The organism is Shewanella metallivivens, from assembly GCF_028750675.1.
In the GTDB taxonomy this organism is placed as follows: domain Bacteria; phylum Pseudomonadota; class Gammaproteobacteria; order Enterobacterales; family Shewanellaceae; genus Shewanella; species Shewanella metallivivens.
The window spans coordinates 401,144-419,290 of record NZ_JAQQPZ010000002.1 but is presented as its reverse complement, the minus strand read 5'-3'; the positions used below and the strand labels follow the sequence as shown (position 1 = coordinate 419,290).

The following is an 18,147-nucleotide window of genomic DNA, read 5'->3' as shown; positions in this document are numbered from 1 at the left end:
AATTCGAAATAACAAATCGCTAAACCTTAAGGTTATGTAAATAACATACACATAGAAAACCAACTTAAGGGGCTGCAATTTACAACACTCAGTTAAGCAAAACCAATATATGTAGGAGTTAGATATGACAAAGCCAGTCATCGGATTCATCGGTCTTGGCCTTATGGGCGGCAACATGGTTGAGAACTTACAAAAAAGAGGTTATCAACTTAATGTAATGGACCTCAACCAAGATGCAGTAGCAAAGTGTGTTGCACGTGGCGCAAACGCAGTCACCTCAGGTAAAGCACTTGCCGAAGCAAGTGACATTGTCATGTTGTGTCTAACCACATCTGCAGTCGTTGAAAAACTTGTATATGGCGACGACGGTATCCTAGCAGGTATTAAAGAAGGTGCTGTACTCATTGATTTTGGTACATCAATCCCATCATCTACACGCAAAATCGGTGCAGACCTTGCCGCTAAAGGCGCAGGTATGATCGACGCCCCACTCGGCCGTACACCTGCACACGCAAAAGACGGTTTATTAAACATCATGGCCGCTGGCGACATGGACACCTTTAACAAGGTTAAACCTGTACTTGACGACCAAGGCGAAAACGTCTTCCACCTTGGTGCATTAGGCGCAGGCCACACCACTAAGTTAATTAATAACTTTATGGGCATGACCACCGTTTGTGCTATGTCACAAGCCTTTGCTGTAGCAGAACTTGCCGGGGTTGACCGTGCACAACTGTTCGACATCATGTCAGCCGGCCCCTCTAACTCACCGTTTATGAAGTTTTGTAAAAACTACGCGGTAGATGGCGTAAGTGACTTAGGTTTCTCAATTGCTAACGCGAATAAAGATTTAGGCTACTTCTTAAAAATGGTAGAAGACTTAGGCACAGAATCTAAAATTGCAGAAGGCTCATCAGCTAATCTACAAGCTGCATTTGATGCAGGCTTAGGTAACGGTAACGTACCTGAAATCTTTGATTACTTTGTTAAACTAGCAAAATAGTACTATTGCATTGCCCAATAAAGGCTTAATAAATGCAACATTGAAAAGGTCTTCGTAATGAAGACCTTTTTTTATTTTCCAGATATCAAAATATCAACAACGCGCTGTCGATGGCTTGGGTTCATATTGCGTGACTTAATTTATCGACCGTAGACGCTCTAAAAAACGACCTTCAAACTAAAGCCCAATACCACACGCCCTCATAAGATCACTATCATTGCCTTAACCGCTAAAATGGCACTTTAATTATCGAACTCGACAAAGCACGCTAAGACACATGATAAACATCGCGATTAAAACCGATAAAATGCGTTTACGCCTGCTCAACACCTAATATCAATCCTTATTAAAATGTGATCTATTTTAGGCTGCCTCGAATACCTCGCTGATAACTTTCGCTAAAAAAGCAAATTCTAATGCAGATTGGTATAAACCTTTGGTCTTGGTTTTAGCCTTTTTTTTATGCGAATGCCCCTAACTTATTATTTCATTTTTAACAAAGATGATTTGCTATTAGTGCTATAAATACAATCCTCATGTTTTGGTAACCTATAGCCAATTCTTTATGAGGGCTCACAAATGACAACTTCTCTTTTTCAACCCATCCAACTTGGCGATATCACCCTAAAAAACCGTATTGTCATGCCACCAATGACTCGCTCTCGAGCTAGCCAACCCGGTGACGTAGCGAATGATTTAATGGCAACTTACTATGCACAACGCGCCACAGCAGGACTCATTATTTCAGAAGGCACCCAAATCTCAGCCATGGGTAAAGGTTATGCTTGGACTCCGGGAATTTATACCGCAGAACAAATTCAAGGCTGGCGCAAAGTGACTGATGCCGTCCATGCCAAAGGCGGCACCATGTTTGCCCAGTTATGGCATGTTGGACGAGTCACACACCCAGACAACATCGGCGGACAGCAACCTATTTCATCGTCTGCACTAACAGCACAAAACGTCAAAGTATTTATCGACAACAATACCGATGCCCCCGGTTTTGTTGATGCCGCACAACCACGCGAAATGACCATAGAAGATATTCAACAAGTCGTTGCACAATTTAAACAAGCGGCCATTAACGCAATAGAAGCAGGCTTTGATGGTATCGAACTGCACGCTGCCAATGGTTACCTTATTAACCAATTTATTGATTCAGAATCCAATCAACGCACCGACCAATACGGCGGCAGCTTAGAAAATCGTTTACGCTTTCTTGATGAAGTGGTCGGTTCCATGGTTGAAGCCATAGGAGCTAATCGTGTCGGCGTGCGTCTAGCCCCGCTCACAACACTCAACGGCACAGTCGATGCAGACCCAATCAACACATACACAGCAGCGGCGGCATTACTGAACAAACATAACATTGTGTATTTACATATTGCCGAAGTAGATTGGGACGATGCGCCAGACACCCCCGTCTCATTCAAACAAGGTTTACGTAACGCATTTGACGGCGTACTCATTTATGCTGGCCGTTACAATGGCGATAAAGCCCATCAAGCCATTGACTCAGGCTTAGCCGATATGATTGGTTTTGGTCGCCCTTTTGTCGCCAATCCCGATCTGCCAGAACGCATTAAACAAGGTTATCCATTAGCCAAACACGTGCCCGAAACCCTTTTTGGTGGTGGCGAAGTAGGCTTAACAGATTATCCAACCTACAACGTACAAGACCATTTACTGTTTCAACCTTTTAACGGCTCATCACTCAACACCAACAACCGTATTGTCATGGCCCCAATGACACGCTCACGCAGCTCACAGCCAGGTGATGTGCCTAACCAAATGATGGCCAATTATTACCAGCAACGAGCCAGTGCAGGGTTAATTATTAGTGAAGGTACCCCCATTTCATCAGTGGGTCGTGGTTACTCAATGACCCCAGGCATCTATACCGCAGCACACATTGAAGGCTGGAAACAAGTCACTCAAGCGGTACATGCAAACGGCGGTAAGATATTTGCCCAACTATGGCATGTAGGTCGTCGCAGTCATTCAAGCATTTCAGGCCAACAACCTGTTGCAGCTTCAGCGATTAAAATCCCCGACCAAGTGTTTGGTCCATTGCCAGAAGGTGGTTTTGGCATGATCGAAACCGAACAACCAAAAGCAATGACACAACAAGATATCAACAATACCATTAACGACTTTGTTCAAAGCGCTAAAAATGCCATTGAAGCTGGATTTGATGGTGTCGAAATTCATGCAGCACACGGCTATTTGTTTGACACTTTTTTACACTTAGAAAGTAATCAGCGCCAAGATCAATATGGTGGCAGTCAACAAAATAGAATGCGCTTTTTATTAGAAACGTTAACCGCAGTAGCCGATGCAATTGGAGGCAACAAAGTGGCTGTGCGACTCTCACCGCATGTCATTGAAGGGTTTACAGAAGAAGATCCAGAAATTGTTGAGTTAACGCTAGCAGCATTGGCAAACATGGTGAAATTAGACTTAGCCTACGTGCACTTCTCTGAAAACATCTCACGGTACCTTAACGTGCCAGAATCGTTTCGCCAACAAGTACGCGAGGTTTACCCAAACCCAATCATGATTGCAGGCAAGTTAACCAAAGAGACAGCACAAGTACTGCTCGCCAAACAGTATGCAGATTTAGTCGCATTTGCCACGCCTTATGTCACTAACCCAGATTTGGTTGAACGTTTCTACCATAACTGGCCACTTGCTGAATTTGACGCCGACGCACGCCTCACCTTGTATGGCGGTGATGCAAAAGGATACAGCGACTACCCGCAATACAAGGCGTAGCTAACGAGCATATAAGCCTCTATCAAGCTTTGTTTATTCCACTAGCGCTATGCTAAAAGCCCAAAACCACCACGGTTTTGGGCTTTTTTTTAACGGGTTAACGTTAACCATCAAAATCTTCACAACAACACCTTATCCTTTAAGCGCTATTGAACAAGTTAAAAAAATACAGAGTGTAATACAAATGGTCACTAAGCAAGATTATCAATACCGCCATGCAAAAGCGTTGCTGCTAAATCTAAACCGATCACACGTCATAACTTTATCAACATATTGCGACTTCAATTAGCACGACTATCTGGTCAGCATAATCAATACAGGGTATGGTTACAGCCAATGTGCACACACTAAATGGACCTTAATTGTTTACTTACAATATCAATGGCAAAGCCAGCCGCCACTTTACTTATGCAAACCTCATAAACTGCGGCAGCACGGCACAATTGCATCAAATTGAAAACTTACCTAAACAACCTGATACTTGGCGCGCACTCAGTGCATTGGCGACTAAATTACTCGACCCTATCGTCGACCAATTTGGGCCAATCACCTTAACTTATGGATTTTGCTCACCAGAACTTGCGCGGCTAATCGCTAAAAACCCAAACCCGCACATCGCTCCACAACTTGACCAACATTGCTCGCACGAAACCAATAAAAATCAAAAAATCATCTGCGACCGTTTAGGTGCGGCATGCGACTTCACCTTACTCAATAGCCCTGCTGGCACACCCATTGATATGCAACAAGTTGCAGCATGGATTTGTGAACACCTTAAATTCGACCGTCTCTACTACTACGGCAAAGACCGCCCGCTACACATCAGTATTGGCCCACAAATGAATCAGTTTATCCAAACCATGAAAACCAATGCCGACACCGGCCACCGAGTACCCTCCAAAAAAGGCCGAGGGCTAACCGCGATCAGCGTAATTAAACAGGTTGATTATTGATGCACCGCACCTGCAATTTTCAGCGCTAGCCGATTGCCCCGTCATCCCTGCAATGCCATACCATCCGTCATTCCTGCAATGTTTTTAAGCAGGAATCCAGGTGTTCGCTCTAGCTCTTACGCAACATAAAAAACAAAATCAACACTTAGCTCTTAACACTGTGACCCCCAATACAAGCACTTGAGGATGAGGGCCTAGAACCACAGTAACGCCCCATTGGCTAAAAGAGCTAAATGTTAACCACAGGATAATTAGCATCACCCCACAACTCTTTTGGGTGATCCATCATGATATTGATAATAATTGGAATAAATTTAGATAATAAAGCAACGCCATCTCGAATTTGGTTACGATTTGCCGAACTTTGCCAGGTCGCGCCACCGTGAATAAGTTGATTTCTTAAGGTGTATAGGCGCTGTAAAATGATGGCCGTTAATGTGGCAGTCGATTTAGTTGCAAGGGCATAATTTGCAGCCGCCTTTGCTTTAGTAAAACGCGTTTGCCATTCCTGTTCAGGTATTTTTCCGTTATGAAAATCCCAAAAAGGTTGGAACACAAACTGATTATCTAATAGCACCCTAATGCTAGATGAAAACTCACGCCAAAGCAGAGTATAAATCTGGTTGTTTGTATCAAGGTCAACTAACTTATTAATAAACTTCGAAAATGCTTCAGACTCTGTATGCCTTAACACCTCTGTGTCCTGCGCATAAGCCGCATTAAACGCAATCCAAAGAAAAATAAACTGGCTGTCTTTATCATCACAATGTTCAGACTTGTCTAACCAACTAAGAGACCGATGCACTCTTAACGCAAGCCCTTCACAAAATTCACCACGAATAAGCCGCTGTTTATCTTTTAATGTTTGAAACTTCATTCCAATATCCTTATCCGAAATCATGCTCTGCGTAAAAACACGCTGATAACACCGAGATTGTTTACAAAAACAACATTACACCATCAGAGCAATATAGCCATTATTATTTATCGTTGTATCGCATTGTTAATAATACAAAAAATCTTATCATTAGCTAAAGTTCATTATTAATCAACAGATCACTTTGAGTCATTATCGATGTGTACCACCACTCAATTAACCACATCAGATGACTCCGATGGTTTAAGCGCTAACGACGGTATTTAAATGCGGTTTTGTTTAGTAAATACCAATTCAGTGCTTGAGCCATTTGTTATATTTAAGCTAGAATCAAATTAATTAAATCATAGGCTTAGTTATGTCTACCATCGAGTTTTACAATCAGCATTCCCAAAGCTTTTTTGACACAACGGTTAATGCCGATGTGAGTGAACTCTACCAACCATTTATAGAATGTCTTCAACAGAATGCACGTATATTGGATGCTGGTTGTGGTTCAGGCCGTGATAGTAAAGCGTTTATTGAAATGGGTTTTACTGTAACCGCCATTGACGCAAGCAGTGAACTGGCTAGCGCCGCAGCTAAATTTATTGGCCAACCCGTTTTGGTGTGTCGTTTTGACGAAATAGACAAAACAAATCAATTTGACGGGATTTGGGCCTGCGCGTCTTTACTTCATGTTGAAGCAAATGCCCTACCCAGTACATTTGCGACTTTAGCCAGCACACTGGTAGCAAATGGTGTATTTTATTGCTCTTTCAAATATGGCGTACAAGAGCGAACTCATAATGGGCGTTCCTTTACTGATGCAAATGAATCTTTGCTTCAGCAATGGATACAAGGCTCAGGTTTACACATTAAACAAACCTGGGTTACAACCGATGTTCGCCCTGGTAGAGAAAACGAAAAGTGGCTGAATGCCATTCTTATTAAGACCTCAAAGTAGAGAAACAACATGAAGTTAGCAGAAGGACCTGTATTAACTAGCGGTGGTTTGGACGACCCGTTTTTACCTAAATTATTGCAAGCAATCAACCGAGCAAGCAGTATTGAAATTTCCGTTTCTTTTATTCAACGTTCTGGGCTGGATTTAATTTTTGATGCCTTGTCAGATGCATTAGAACGCCAAGCAACTATTGATATTGTCACTTCTGACTACCTTTACATTACCGATCCAGTGGCATTACGCCACCTAATGATTTTGCAGTCTCGTGGTGCTAAAACCAAAATATTCACTTGTAAAAGTGGCCAAAGCTTTCACATGAAAACCTACATTTTCATTCAACAGCGAAAGGATCAAGCAGACAAAGGTTGCGCTTATGTGGGTTCCAACAACATCAGTAAAGCCGCATTTACCCATGCGTTCGAATGGTGTTTACGACATGATTTGATTGAAAACCAAGATCCCAATGATTTTAACTATATCCGCCAACAATTTTTGCAGATTTTTAACCATCAGCAATCGATTCATCTTAACGATGAATTTATCAATCGCTATGCCGACAAACGTAAAAAGGTTAAGCCGCCACTTGCAATTGTTAATGAAGTGGAACCGGAAGAGCCTGCGCCAAACTCTGCCCAGCAAGAAGCTTTAGCAGCCCTTGCAAATACACGTCGGCAAATGCAATCAAAAGGCTTGGTGGTATTAGCAACTGGCATGGGTAAAACATGGCTAGCGGCATTTGATGTGCAACAATTTAACGCTCGTAAAGTGTTATTTGTTGCGCACAGAGAAGAAATTTTACTGCAAGCAGAGCGCACATTTAAGTCATTATTACCTAAACTTGTCAGCGGCCATTTTAATGCAAAAACCAAAGTCGTTGATGCCGATATTGTGTTTGCATCAATTCAAACATTAGGTCAGCAAATACACCTCAATAAGGTGAGTCCAAATCATTTTGATTATGTGATTGTCGATGAGTTTCATCATGCTGGTGCCAGTAGTTATCAATCATTATTAAACCACTTTACCCCGCAGTTTTTATTAGGTTTAACAGCCACGCCAGAGCGCACAGATCAAGCGGATATTTTATCTTTATGCGATAACAATTTGGTGTACGAAAAGAACATCGTTGATGGTATCGAATTAGGTATTTTGGTGCCATTTCACTACCAAGGCATCAATGATGACACAGTTAACTATCAAGACTTACCATGGCGTAACGGTAAGTTTGATCCCAAGGCTCTTGAATTTACATTTGCCACACAAAAGCGGGCTAAGCATGTTTTTAGCCATTGGCAAACACACAAGCAGCAAAGAACATTAGCCTTTTGTGTCTCTAAAGCCCATGCCGATTTTATGGCTCATTGGTTTGCCGCTCGAGGCATAAAAGCGGTGTCAGTGCACAGTGATTCAGACGTAAGACGCGCAGAAGCGTTAAACTTGCTGGCTTCAGGTAAAATCGAGGTGATTTTCTCGGTCGATTTATTCAATGAAGGTACTGATTTACCTTCAATTGACACCATATTAATCTTACGGCCCACCGAGTCTAAAATATTGTTTTTACAACAATTGGGGCGCGGATTACGCACATCACCCGACACCAATAAACAGTTTGTTTCGGTTATCGACTTTATTGGTAATCACATCAGCTTTTTGAATCGACCAATGGCGTTATTGCAATCCAAAAATATTAATGAAACTGTAAAGCGGCTTAATGATCCGAAACTGCACCCTGATTGTGTAATTAATATTGCTCCTGAACTGATTAACTTTTGGCAACAGCTAAAACTTGATTACTCTAACGCAGATCAACAATATCAATTGCTTAAAGATGATTTAGGCCATCGCCCTACTGCAACAGAATTTTATCATAGTGATTATTCATGGGGTAAATTAACCCAGCAATTTGGTAGTTGGTTTGAATTGGTGTTAAGCCAAGAGCAAGATGATAAAACCTTACAGACATTAACACCCTATTTGACATTTTTAAGCCGCGGTGTTGAAAAAGCCTCAATGAGTAAAAGCTTCAAAGCCATATTACTTGAAGCATTTATTGAGTTGGATGGTTTACGCACACCACCGAGTATTGACGCAGTTTGTATTAAAAGTTGGCAAGTGTTTAAACGCTACCCAAATTTGTGGACCCAAGATGTTAAAGCTGATTTACAACAAGTCGAGTCTGACTCACCAAAATGGCGAAAATACTGGTTAAGCAACCCTATTACTTTTTTAAGCAAACAAGATAGCACCGATACTCAATCTTGGTTTAAAGTTGAGGCTGATTGTCTTCACGCAAATATTGATATTGCAGGCACAGATATTGATACTTTATCAACGGCAATGCGGGAGTTAACCGCGTTATTACTTGCACGTTATAGCCAACGAAAAGCCGCTAAGACCAACACGAAAAAATCATCAGCAAATGTCATTACGCTAGCTGAAAATCAGCCTCAAGAACCTATTCAGCAGATCAATTTTTACCCTGACTTAAAAATTGCTTGTGGCCATTTTAAAACGGGTACTGATGAGCATAGCGAAAACCGCAAGTTAAATTCGAGTTTTAATCGACTCGACCCATCCATTCATTTTATTGCCCCAGCAAGCGGTAATTCGATGAATGGCGGTAAGAATCCCATTCACGATGGTGATTTATTATTACTTGAACGAGTTACAGCAATAAATGCAGGCTCGATTACCGGTAAAATCATGGCGATCGAAATCCAAGATGAAGCCGGAGACAATCAATACTTACTGCGAAAAGTGAGCAAATTGCCAAATGGTCAATACCAACTCAACGCACATAACCTTGACTATGCCCCCATGATTGCCAATGAAAGCATGGTTACTTTTGCGCGTTTAAAGCAGGTGTTAGATGCAGCTGATTTTGTTGAGTAACAACGTCAGAATGCAGTAATAAAAAGCAGTAATAAATAATGCCGCTTAATCTTGTGATTAAGTGTCCACTTATTTCTTGTTACTTGTTACTTGTTACTTGTTACCTTTCGCTTAACCATTCGTCTGCTTATCAAATGCAATTCCCAGTGGTTCAAAATAAGCCATTAATGCTTGATAGATTTGCGCGCTGTGTTGGGCGTCTGGGTAGGCGCCGTGTTTGCTCAGTGGTGAGTTAATGGTGCTGTTGACTAGGTATGGGTTGGCTATCTCTGCGTGGGTTTCTGAATACATTTCGATACTGGCTTCAAAGGCGCGGGCCATCATTTCAGTGGGTTTGGCAAAATAGTGGCAAGCTTGCTGTTTGTCTAATGCGATTGAGCGGCGAACATAGTCGTGGGGTTCTTGGCCGTTGGCGCTTAAAAAAGTGATTTGAAATAACTTAGATAATTGCTGATTTAACGGATGGTTGACCATGCTTTTATCCGCTAGCCAGTGGTCGGTGGCGCAGGCAAAGCGGTTTGCTGTGCTCATGTAACCATCTGGGCTTAATAGGCTGTCGTCGATAAACATTTTATCAGCAATGTAGTGATCAAAGGCGTGCCAAAATTCGTGGGCCAATGCCCCTGCTCCGGCATTTTTGGCTAGCGCTAATTCTTTATAAGCGGGTGAGTAATGTGCCTGTACGCCTTTTTGACCGCCTGAACCAAAGGCAAACCTGAGGCTACCGCGCAGGCCAATTAACTCGGGCGGTACGCGTAGAATATTGGCAAGGTCGGCCATGGAATCAAAAATCAAATTGGCGGCCAGTGCAGACTCTTCACGGTTAACCCATTTACCCACGCGAATGTGGCGTAAACCAAAGGTGTGTTTGATGTCTAAAAAGCTCACCGAGGCGCCATTACGATAGTCTGGGCCGATGCGTTCAAAGTAGCGCTGGTGGTTTAACAGTGAATGATGTGACGCCAAACTGAACCTCTTATAAAAAAACTGAACCTCTTATTAAACAAGGGATTTGCTCGGATAGTTTACAACTAGAATGCCATGTATATCTACACATAGTGACTGATTATCTACCACTAGAACGATTGATTTACCTGCTTTAAACACTCATTAGAATGAACATCAGCAAACGAATATTTATTCAAACTTATGCAAAGATAAAAGTATAACCCTCGGTAATTTTTTAACTTACATGCAGATAAGTGAATGCATAGTCAAAAATAGGGGTTGATAATTAAGTGTGTAGTCAGTCTAATCTCGTCACCGCTAGCTTTTTACGGCCACCAGCAAAATAGGATCGTTATTTCTTATATTAGTGCTTATATTAGTGCTTATATTCATGAGGACTTTGGCGATATGTTGTATTTAAACGCTAATCTCTAGTAGCTAATCTCTAGTGCTAGTTTTAACATAAGCATCTGGCTTGAGCATTTAGCTTAAACATTACAAATGGAGCATTGTATGATCAAAAATCTCTCGCTGGCGATTACGCTGTTTTTTACCTCAACCTCAGTATTCACCAGCACGGCAGTGTTTGCTGTCGACAGTTTGATGAGTCATCAAAGTCAATTTTCGCCTAAAATCACAGCAGACCGATTTGAGTCGATTATTAAGGATAAGGGCTTTACGGTATTTGCGCGGATTGATCATCAAAAAAATGCTGAAGGTGTTGAGTTAAGTTTACCTGCTACTGAGGTGATTATTTTTGGTAACCCTAAAATTGGCACTCAATTAATGCAGTGCAATCAGCAGGTGGCTATTGATTTACCGCAAAAAGTGTTAATTACAGAAGATGCCAACAATAAAGTGTGGTTGTCGTATAACAATCCGCAGTATCTTAAACAACGTCATGACATTAAAGGTTGTGATGCGGTGCTTGATAAAATCAGTAATGTGCTTGAATCGTTGAGTAAAGCAGCTACAACACCCAATAAGTAATCATTAATCTATGAGCCACAAGCTAATAAAAATCCCAGTGGGCATTAACGAACACTGGGATTTTAGTGTTAAGGGGTTAATCTGTTAAAGCAAATCGCACATAAAAACGAGCACCCTGCTCCGTGCTTGAGTCAAAGCCAATCTTACCGTGCATGGCTTCGGTGAGTTCTTTACATAATGCTAAGCCTAAACCTGTGCCGCCTTTTGCTTTTGAGCTACTGGCGTCTGCTTGTGAGAACTTTTCAAAAATTCTGCTTTTAAAATCATCAGGTATACCGCTGCCTTGGTCTTGCACGGCGATTTCAATTTGATTACCTATCACTGAAGCAGACAAGGTTACCTTGCCATTTTGAGGTGAAAACTTAACGGCATTTGATAAAAAATTGGTCAAAATTTGCAGTAGTCGGTGTTCGTCAACGTAAATTCTTATATCGTTGATTTGGGGAGCATGTTGCAACGCTAGGGTAATATTGTGTAGATCGGCATAGGGTTGATGGTCATTAAGCGCACGCTGTATAAGTGGCGGCACGTTTAACGGTTTCATTTCAAATAACATCTTACCGGCGGCCAGCTTCTCGATGTCTAACAAGTCATTAATTAATCGGCTCAGCTGCATACAATTACTGCTGGCAATATCCATCAGCTTTTGGGCTTTTTCTGGCAGGCTGATAATTTTACCCGATTGTAATAGGTTTAATGCGCCACCAATGGAAGTCAGTGGTGTACGCAGTTCATGACTCACCGTTGAGATAAAATCATCTTTAATCTTTTGTAATTTCATCCTGTCGGTAATGTCTTGTACCGAGCCTATCATGATTAAGTCTGGGTTTTTATCTTCAGAGACAAGTTGCCCTAGCTCATGTACCCAACGTACCTCGCCATTTGGCCGAATAATACGGTGAATGACATTGTGAATGCCTGTGATGCGGGCTTGGTCTTCACTTTGTTCAACTTTTACAACATCATCGGGATGAAGTGCCCTTTTAAACAGCGACACACTGGGATTAAAGTCTTGCTCATTTAAGCCAAAGATTTGGTAGATCATTGGCGACCACCATAATGTGCCGTGTTTTAGCGATGCTTGCCAATAGCCGATTTGTGCTTGTTCGCTGGCCAAATCGAGGCTTTGTTGGGCTATTTTAAGTTGCTGGTTTAGCTCTTCAAGTTTGAGGTAATGCTCTTTTGTTTGGGTAATGTCTTGAATATAACCATGCCACAAGGTGCTGCCGTCTGGCATTCTTTCTGGTGTGGCACTGCCCGAAAGCCACTTAGACGAGCCATTATCAGCAATGACACGATATTCAAGTTCCCAGAGGCTGAGGGTTTCAATTGAGCGTTCAATGCTGTTGACTAACAACTCTAAATCATCAGGGTGAATTTTAGCAAATGCATTGGTAGCATCACTGCGCACTTCTTCAGGGGTGACACCATAAATCGTTTCAATGCCGGAGCTGGCATAAGGAAAGGCGCTGCGGCCATCTGGCCATGATTGATATTGATAAACCACACCAGGTAACTGTTGGGTTAATTTATACAGCTCGTCACGGTTTTTTTGTAATGCGATTTCACTCAATTGCTGTAGGGTAATGTCAGCATGAGTACCATACATCATTAATGGTTTACCGTCGGCAGTGTTCGCGACCACTTTACCTCGGTCATGCACCCACACATAATGCCCTTGTTTGTGTTTCATGCGGCATTTAATGTCATAAAATGGTGTTTTACCACTGAGGTGGGCTTCTAATTGAGCTTCTGAGTCGGCAACATCATCTGGATGCAACAGGTTTAACCAGGTGTCTACTGAAACAGGTTCGAGTTCCGCTAGTGTGAAGCCCATGATGTCTGCCCAACGTTCGTTGAGCACGGTTTCACCGGTTTGTACGTTCCACTGCCAGGTACCAATACGAGTCCCTTCAAGCACTGAGCGATACATTTGTTCTCTTGCAGCAAGTTGCTCGTGGGCGTGTTCTTGTAATCTGTCTTGTATTTCTTGTTCAATCGCTTTGCCCATTTCTGTGGCTATTTGGCGCTCTTTGTCGGTAAATTGCCGTGGTTTGCTGTCGATAAAACACAGTGTGCCAATATTTTCACCGTCACTGACGAGTGGCACACCGGCATAAAAGCGAATATGAGGGGCGTTGAGCACTAAAGGATTATCCGCAAAACGGTTATCGAGTAATGCATCTGGTACTTCAAAAATACCCTCGCCTAATATTGTATAGCCACAAAATGAGATGTCTCTGATTGTCTCGCAGGCATCAAGGCCCTGTTTAGATTTAAACCATTGTCGGTCTGCATCAATTAATGACACTAATACAATTTCAGTGCCTAAACACAGTTGAGCTAAATGCGTTAAGCGGTCAAAACGTGGTTCTGGCTGAGTGTCTAACAAGCCAGTTTGCTTTAATGAATTCAGTCGGCTTGGCTCATTTTTAGGTAAATCTGGCGCTTGCATGGGTTACTCCGTGACATCACTGTCGGACGACGAAAGATAAGCTTGATAAATAGTGTTGAGCTTATCGCCTAGGGTCATTGCATCAAACGGTTTTTCAATAACGTCTACAGCGCCTGCATTAAGGTATTCTTGTTTTTCGGTTTGCTGAATTCGCGCGGTCATAAATACCACAGGAATATGCTGGCAATGCGGTTTTTTACGCAACTCAATTAAGGTTTGTAAACCGTCCATGCCTGGCATCATGGCGTCGAGTAAAATTAAATCTGGGGTAAATTGATCTATCTGGGTTAATGCGCTTTTTCCACCATCACAAGAAACCAGTGTATATCCAGATAAATCGGCTAGCGCCATTTCTACGATTACACGAATAGACTCATCATCTTCTACGTGTAAAATTTTATCTAATTGCATTTGGGCTCCTATTTGATAGGTTTAGCATCAACTGACTCTAATATTGTATTATTATTGTTAATGAAGCAAACTAAGCCATTGAATAAATACACTGATATTGCCTAAATGCATTTCTCGTATTTCAACATTTACTCATAGTAGGCATTAAAAACAATGATTAACCGCCTGCTTTAGCTAAGAGTTTCGATGTAATGAAAGCCAACAAAATGGTCGGTACCTCACAGTCGCTTAGCGATATACAGCCTACAAATCTAGAGGATTTACTTAGCCCCTTTGCCGGTAATGAAGCTTTTTATCGCCGTTTGATTGCCATTTTTGAAAAAAACCTCACCCAACAACTACTCGACATTCAGCAACTGGCTGAACAAGGCAAAATGAGTGAGCTTTTAGTGTTAATACATACCCTTAAAGGCACTGCCGGTACCGCAGGACTGACCTCATTACATTTAGCATTGTATGATTGGGAACGTAAATTAACCGAGCTTGATGGCACAACAGATAACACTGCCGAGTACGCCAATTTAGGCCAACATATTACCCAACTCGCTCAAGCTGAATTAGCACAAATCCATGCACTTTTAGCCACATCAACCCACGTTGACCCCATCGCATCAACGGAAAACGCTTCTGAAGCACGCTCGCTAACACAGTTAACCGCTGAGCTTAATACGCTTAAACAACACTTACTGGAAGCCAATCTTAATGCTGTTGACTATTGCCAGGCTGTGCAAGCAAAGTTGGCGAAAGACAGCCCATTTGCACCATATGTCATTGCCCTGTGTCAGTCGATTGATGAATTAGATTTTGAGGGTGCACTTAGCCAATTAGCTGCACTTTTAGTAAAGATGAAATAGCATAAGTGGCATCGTTAAGGTGAAAACAGAGCAAACCAACATGAAACGCGTCAGCTCATTACCCAACGACATCATCCTTAAAGCAGAACAATTTGTTATTGTTTATAAAAAGAGGATAATTTGGTATGTCATCCCCGCTTTTAGTTATTTTTTAATGCCTGAAACCCTGGATATATTAGCGGTTATGTTACTTGGTGGGTTTTATGCTTATGTCTTTTTCTTTTCTAATATATCTCGGCTACTTTGGCGTTTTGATCGGTGTTTATGGTGTCAGCTGTTTATCTCTCTAGCCTTAGGGTTGTTCGCTATTATCTTTCTTAGGATGTTTGATCTAACACATTGGTTGATACATTCTGTGGGCTTTGTACCCGATGGTGAGGTTAAGCACATTTTTGCGATTATTGCGTTTACGCCTTTGGTGGCGGCCTATGTCGACTCATTTAAAAAAGTGGAGTTAGCCTTTTATAAATCCAAGGGTTATAGCTATATTGGATTGTTAGGCAATCTTAATAGTATGTAGGTGATGATTGATTTATATTGCATATAAAAATGCCACCCAAGTTGCTTGAGTGGCATTTTTTATTTTGTTTACTTTTACATACTGCTTAATCTTGCTGAGTTAATTTTTTAAAGGCTTTTAAGCGTTTTTCACCTTCGACTAATTTTGCACGCTCTGCATCAGTAAAGACACCAGGTGTTGGAAATTCGTCGGTATGACAACTTGAACAAGCATTGGGCAAAATATCAAACTTAACACAACCTACGACGTTAATTGGGTAATTGAAGTTGTCGTAGCATAAGTTTTTAATGGCCTGAATACTTTGCCAATCTTTGGTTAATTGTGCATCAGGATCTGCGCCCTTTTCGGTATAGGGTCGTAACAAGTCAAACCCTTTTAACGAGTCTGTTGGGGTTAATAAATCCCAAGAGTGTGATCGGCCATCGTAACGGTGTCCGCGTCCTCCAGCATGTTTCATCCATGGCATGTGACAATCAGTACATTTGATGTCGACGGCATTATGGGCGTTAAGTTTATGTGCATCACTGTCTTTTTCAGCATGGCAACTGCTGCATAATTTATCGCTGTCTTGTTCGCCGTTAAACTTAAGTTTTTGTGAGTGTGGGTCATGGCATGTCACACAAGTAAAGCCTGCCTCACCATGTTTTGATTCTGCTAATTCTAAGGCGTGAGTTCTAATTTGGCGCCTAATTTTAGTGCCTGGCCAGTAACTGACATTGTAAGGTGCTGAACCTTGAAACGCTTTTAAGTCATCACCTACATTGGGAAACATACCGTGTCCTAATGGGTCGTTATGATTAAACTTATAACCATAGCCCGTTTGATTCGCTGCCGGGCTATTTAATGATATTGGCGCGATATGACATACATTGCATTGGTCGCCAGCTTTCTCGCCGGTGAGTTCGTTAATTGGCTGAATAATGTCATCTGCATCTTGAGTGCGCACATGCTTTGCTCCTGGCCCGTGGCATTTTTCACAAGCGATACCAAGTTCAACGGTTTTACTGGTATTGTCGACGGTGATAACACGGTTACCTAATGCCGTATCTTGCACTTCCCAGCTGCTAACCTCAAAACCTGTGCTATGGCACTCCATGCAAAAGTTGGTAAAGCCAAAGGCGCGCTTGCTTAGCTCAAGTTTGTCTCCGGTAAATAAACTGCCGTCGGCATTATAAAAGAATATACCGCTTGTTAATGGCGTCCATTGGTTATCTGGAGACGGTTGTTTTGGGTTACTGTCTTGCCAGTCCCAATAAATGAATGGCATGGTGATGTAGTTTTGGTTGGCTTCGTCCCAACTTAAAAACATTTGCGTTGTTTTGTAGCCAACCACATCAATTTGAAAGTCGAGATCGTTTTTACTGTTTACGGCATCATGTAGCGTTACCCAGTATTTGTCGCCTTTCATGTATGAGGTGTATTGGTGATTACCACTGTCTTTAAACGTCAGTGGGGTTTCTGCGGTGCCCCATGGCGCGGTAATGGTATTGCCATCGGTGTAGAGCTTTCTCAGCATAGAGCCATGTCGCGAGCCTGCCCAGTCATTGTATTTTTGCTGATGGCAAGCACCGCACGCTTTGGCACCAGCATATTCGCCGCGACTGATGACTTCCATCATTGGCGGATGTGCGGGTGTTGCTGAGTTGACATTAGGCGTTTCATCATTACTTTGGGCGTAGAATGAAGATAATATTAGGCATATTGTGCTGGCTAACAATATTGGATTAATTATGTTGTTCATTATTTTATCCTAAAATCATTATTGAATATAATTAAACCAGCCGTTATTTATTTTTACAAAACTCAATATTGCAGATAAATTTTTATTGCCAGCCAGCTAAATTAATATTGATAATCACCCATGCATACTCACTTTAATTTATACTTATTGATTAATTAAATATAAATTATTGTACACATAAGGCACTATAAATTGATTTTACCGTAGATTTTGAACATCCGCTCATATATAGCTAATTTTTATACCCAATTAGTGATGCTACTCTGTATTTTTTATAGAGTGAGCACTAAGGCAAGCGCGGGTAAGGCTTGGCGTTTCAGTGATCTCATCTTGGAATTGGTTCCATAATACAACACGCTTAACCTAGTGTGTGCACATCACTAAAGACTCATATGTAAGTGGGTTTTAATACCTAAAAATGGTGTTAAGGAATGACCCAAATACATAAGATAAATCTAAACAATATGATTTTATCCTGCTTTAGTATTTTATTACGCCCGATTTATTCAAATGAATAAACATACGCAGTAAACAACACGATAAATCATCCAGTACACTTTATTCTTATAAACTCTATTTCTTTTACATTGAATATCGCCACATAATCAAAAAACGCTGAGCATATTCTGAGTGGTCACTTATTAATGCGCAGTGGTTTAACTCTATCCTGATATGAGTGACCAAACGTGAAGCTGTAATCACGTTATAGCCATGTTCAAACAAGTTAAAAACCATCACTAAAACAAAAATCCAATATCATGGCTGATATTGGATTGTGCTGC

General features: G+C 41.6%; 13 protein-coding genes and 1 pseudogene. 9 read left to right on the top strand and 5 right to left on the bottom strand.

Annotation, left to right across the window (positions count from 1 at the left end):
• Positions 1 to 124: 124 nt before the first annotated feature.
• From PQR79_RS04710 to PQR79_RS04695, 4 genes and pseudogenes are all read left to right on the top strand, one after another.
• Complete coding sequence (locus PQR79_RS04710) at positions 125 to 1,003, top strand: NAD(P)-dependent oxidoreductase (protein ID WP_238103821.1); 879 nt, start codon at positions 125 to 127, stop codon at positions 1,001 to 1,003.
• Between the two features lie 579 nt (positions 1,004 to 1,582).
• A pseudogene (locus PQR79_RS04705) lies at positions 1,583 to 2,671 on the top strand (alkene reductase); the annotation flags it as partial.
• An 18-nt stretch (positions 2,672 to 2,689) separates the two neighbouring features.
• Entirely contained in the window at positions 2,690 to 3,778 is a 1,089-nt protein-coding gene (locus PQR79_RS04700; protein ID WP_274408404.1) for an alkene reductase, read from the top strand.
• Between the two features lie 362 nt (positions 3,779 to 4,140).
• Entirely contained in the window at positions 4,141 to 4,731 is a 591-nt protein-coding gene (locus PQR79_RS04695; protein WP_238103823.1) for a hypothetical protein, read from the top strand.
• 229 nt (positions 4,732 to 4,960) lie between these two features.
• Here the strand turns inward: PQR79_RS04695 and PQR79_RS04690 are convergent, their stop codons facing one another.
• Positions 4,961 to 5,608, bottom strand: coding sequence for a HEPN domain-containing protein (locus PQR79_RS04690; protein ID WP_238103824.1), 648 nt, complete (start codon positions 5,606 to 5,608; stop codon positions 4,961 to 4,963).
• Between the two features lie 358 nt (positions 5,609 to 5,966).
• On the opposite strand from PQR79_RS04690, the gene PQR79_RS04685 reads away from it, so the two are divergent.
• Both PQR79_RS04685 and PQR79_RS04680 read left to right on the top strand, forming a co-directional pair.
• Complete coding sequence (locus PQR79_RS04685) at positions 5,967 to 6,554, top strand: class I SAM-dependent DNA methyltransferase (protein WP_238103826.1); 588 nt, start codon at positions 5,967 to 5,969, stop codon at positions 6,552 to 6,554.
• Between the two features lie 9 nt (positions 6,555 to 6,563).
• Positions 6,564 to 9,446: a DEAD/DEAH box helicase family protein gene (locus tag PQR79_RS04680; RefSeq protein WP_238103828.1), complete on the top strand. Its 2,883-nt coding sequence runs from the start codon at positions 6,564 to 6,566 to the stop codon at positions 9,444 to 9,446.
• A gap of 111 nt (positions 9,447 to 9,557) precedes the next feature.
• On the opposite strand, the gene PQR79_RS04675 is transcribed toward PQR79_RS04680, so the two are convergent.
• Positions 9,558 to 10,394 carry a CLCA_X family protein gene (locus PQR79_RS04675; protein ID WP_238104182.1) on the bottom strand — a complete coding sequence of 279 codons (837 nt, stop codon included), beginning with the start codon at positions 10,392 to 10,394 and terminating at the stop codon, positions 9,558 to 9,560.
• 513 nt (positions 10,395 to 10,907) lie between these two features.
• Between PQR79_RS04675 and PQR79_RS04670 the strand changes: the two genes are divergently transcribed.
• Positions 10,908 to 11,384, top strand: a complete 477-nt coding sequence (locus PQR79_RS04670; RefSeq protein ID WP_238103829.1) for a DUF302 domain-containing protein — start codon at positions 10,908 to 10,910, stop codon at positions 11,382 to 11,384.
• A gap of 76 nt (positions 11,385 to 11,460) precedes the next feature.
• On the opposite strand, the gene PQR79_RS04665 is transcribed toward PQR79_RS04670, so the two are convergent.
• A complete protein-coding gene (locus PQR79_RS04665) occupies positions 11,461 to 13,839 on the bottom strand; it encodes a PAS domain-containing protein (RefSeq protein ID WP_238103830.1) in 2,379 nt (792 codons plus the stop codon).
• A 3-nt stretch (positions 13,840 to 13,842) separates the two neighbouring features.
• Positions 13,843 to 14,250, bottom strand: coding sequence for a response regulator (locus tag PQR79_RS04660; protein WP_238103831.1), 408 nt, complete (start codon positions 14,248 to 14,250; stop codon positions 13,843 to 13,845).
• Between the two features lie 191 nt (positions 14,251 to 14,441).
• Between PQR79_RS04660 and PQR79_RS04655 the strand changes: the two genes are divergently transcribed.
• Together PQR79_RS04655 and PQR79_RS04650 are read left to right on the top strand one after the other, a co-directional pair.
• Positions 14,442 to 15,104 (top strand): Hpt domain-containing protein, encoded by a 663-nt coding sequence (locus PQR79_RS04655; protein WP_238103832.1) that lies wholly within the window; start codon positions 14,442 to 14,444, stop codon positions 15,102 to 15,104.
• Positions 15,105 to 15,144: 40 nt separating this feature from the next.
• Positions 15,145 to 15,624: a hypothetical protein gene (locus tag PQR79_RS04650; RefSeq protein ID WP_274408392.1), complete on the top strand. Its 480-nt coding sequence runs from the start codon at positions 15,145 to 15,147 to the stop codon at positions 15,622 to 15,624.
• An 85-nt stretch (positions 15,625 to 15,709) separates the two neighbouring features.
• Here the strand turns inward: PQR79_RS04650 and PQR79_RS04645 are convergent, their stop codons facing one another.
• Complete coding sequence (locus PQR79_RS04645; RefSeq protein WP_238103834.1) at positions 15,710 to 17,365, bottom strand: cytochrome c3 family protein; 1,656 nt, start codon at positions 17,363 to 17,365, stop codon at positions 15,710 to 15,712.
• Positions 17,366 to 18,147 lie beyond the last annotated feature (782 nt).

Excerpts from the sequence above, each read along its gene's own strand:
- PQR79_RS04710 (WP_238103821.1), top strand. The coding sequence starts at position 125 with ATGACAAAGCCAGTCATCGGATTCATCGGTCTTGGCCTTATGGGCGGC.
- PQR79_RS04690 (WP_238103824.1), bottom strand. The coding sequence starts at position 5,608 with ATGAAGTTTCAAACATTAAAAGATAAACAGCGGCTTATTCGTGGTGAA.
- PQR79_RS04685 (WP_238103826.1), top strand. The coding sequence starts at position 5,967 with ATGTCTACCATCGAGTTTTACAATCAGCATTCCCAAAGCTTTTTTGAC.
- PQR79_RS04680 (WP_238103828.1), top strand. The coding sequence starts at position 6,564 with ATGAAGTTAGCAGAAGGACCTGTATTAACTAGCGGTGGTTTGGACGAC.
- PQR79_RS04670 (WP_238103829.1), top strand. The coding sequence starts at position 10,908 with ATGATCAAAAATCTCTCGCTGGCGATTACGCTGTTTTTTACCTCAACC.
- PQR79_RS04665 (WP_238103830.1), bottom strand. The coding sequence starts at position 13,839 with ATGCAAGCGCCAGATTTACCTAAAAATGAGCCAAGCCGACTGAATTCA.
- PQR79_RS04660 (WP_238103831.1), bottom strand. The coding sequence starts at position 14,250 with ATGCAATTAGATAAAATTTTACACGTAGAAGATGATGAGTCTATTCGT.
- PQR79_RS04655 (WP_238103832.1), top strand. The coding sequence starts at position 14,442 with ATGAAAGCCAACAAAATGGTCGGTACCTCACAGTCGCTTAGCGATATA.
- PQR79_RS04650 (WP_274408392.1), top strand. The coding sequence starts at position 15,145 with ATGAAACGCGTCAGCTCATTACCCAACGACATCATCCTTAAAGCAGAA.
- PQR79_RS04645 (WP_238103834.1), bottom strand. The coding sequence starts at position 17,365 with ATGAACAACATAATTAATCCAATATTGTTAGCCAGCACAATATGCCTA.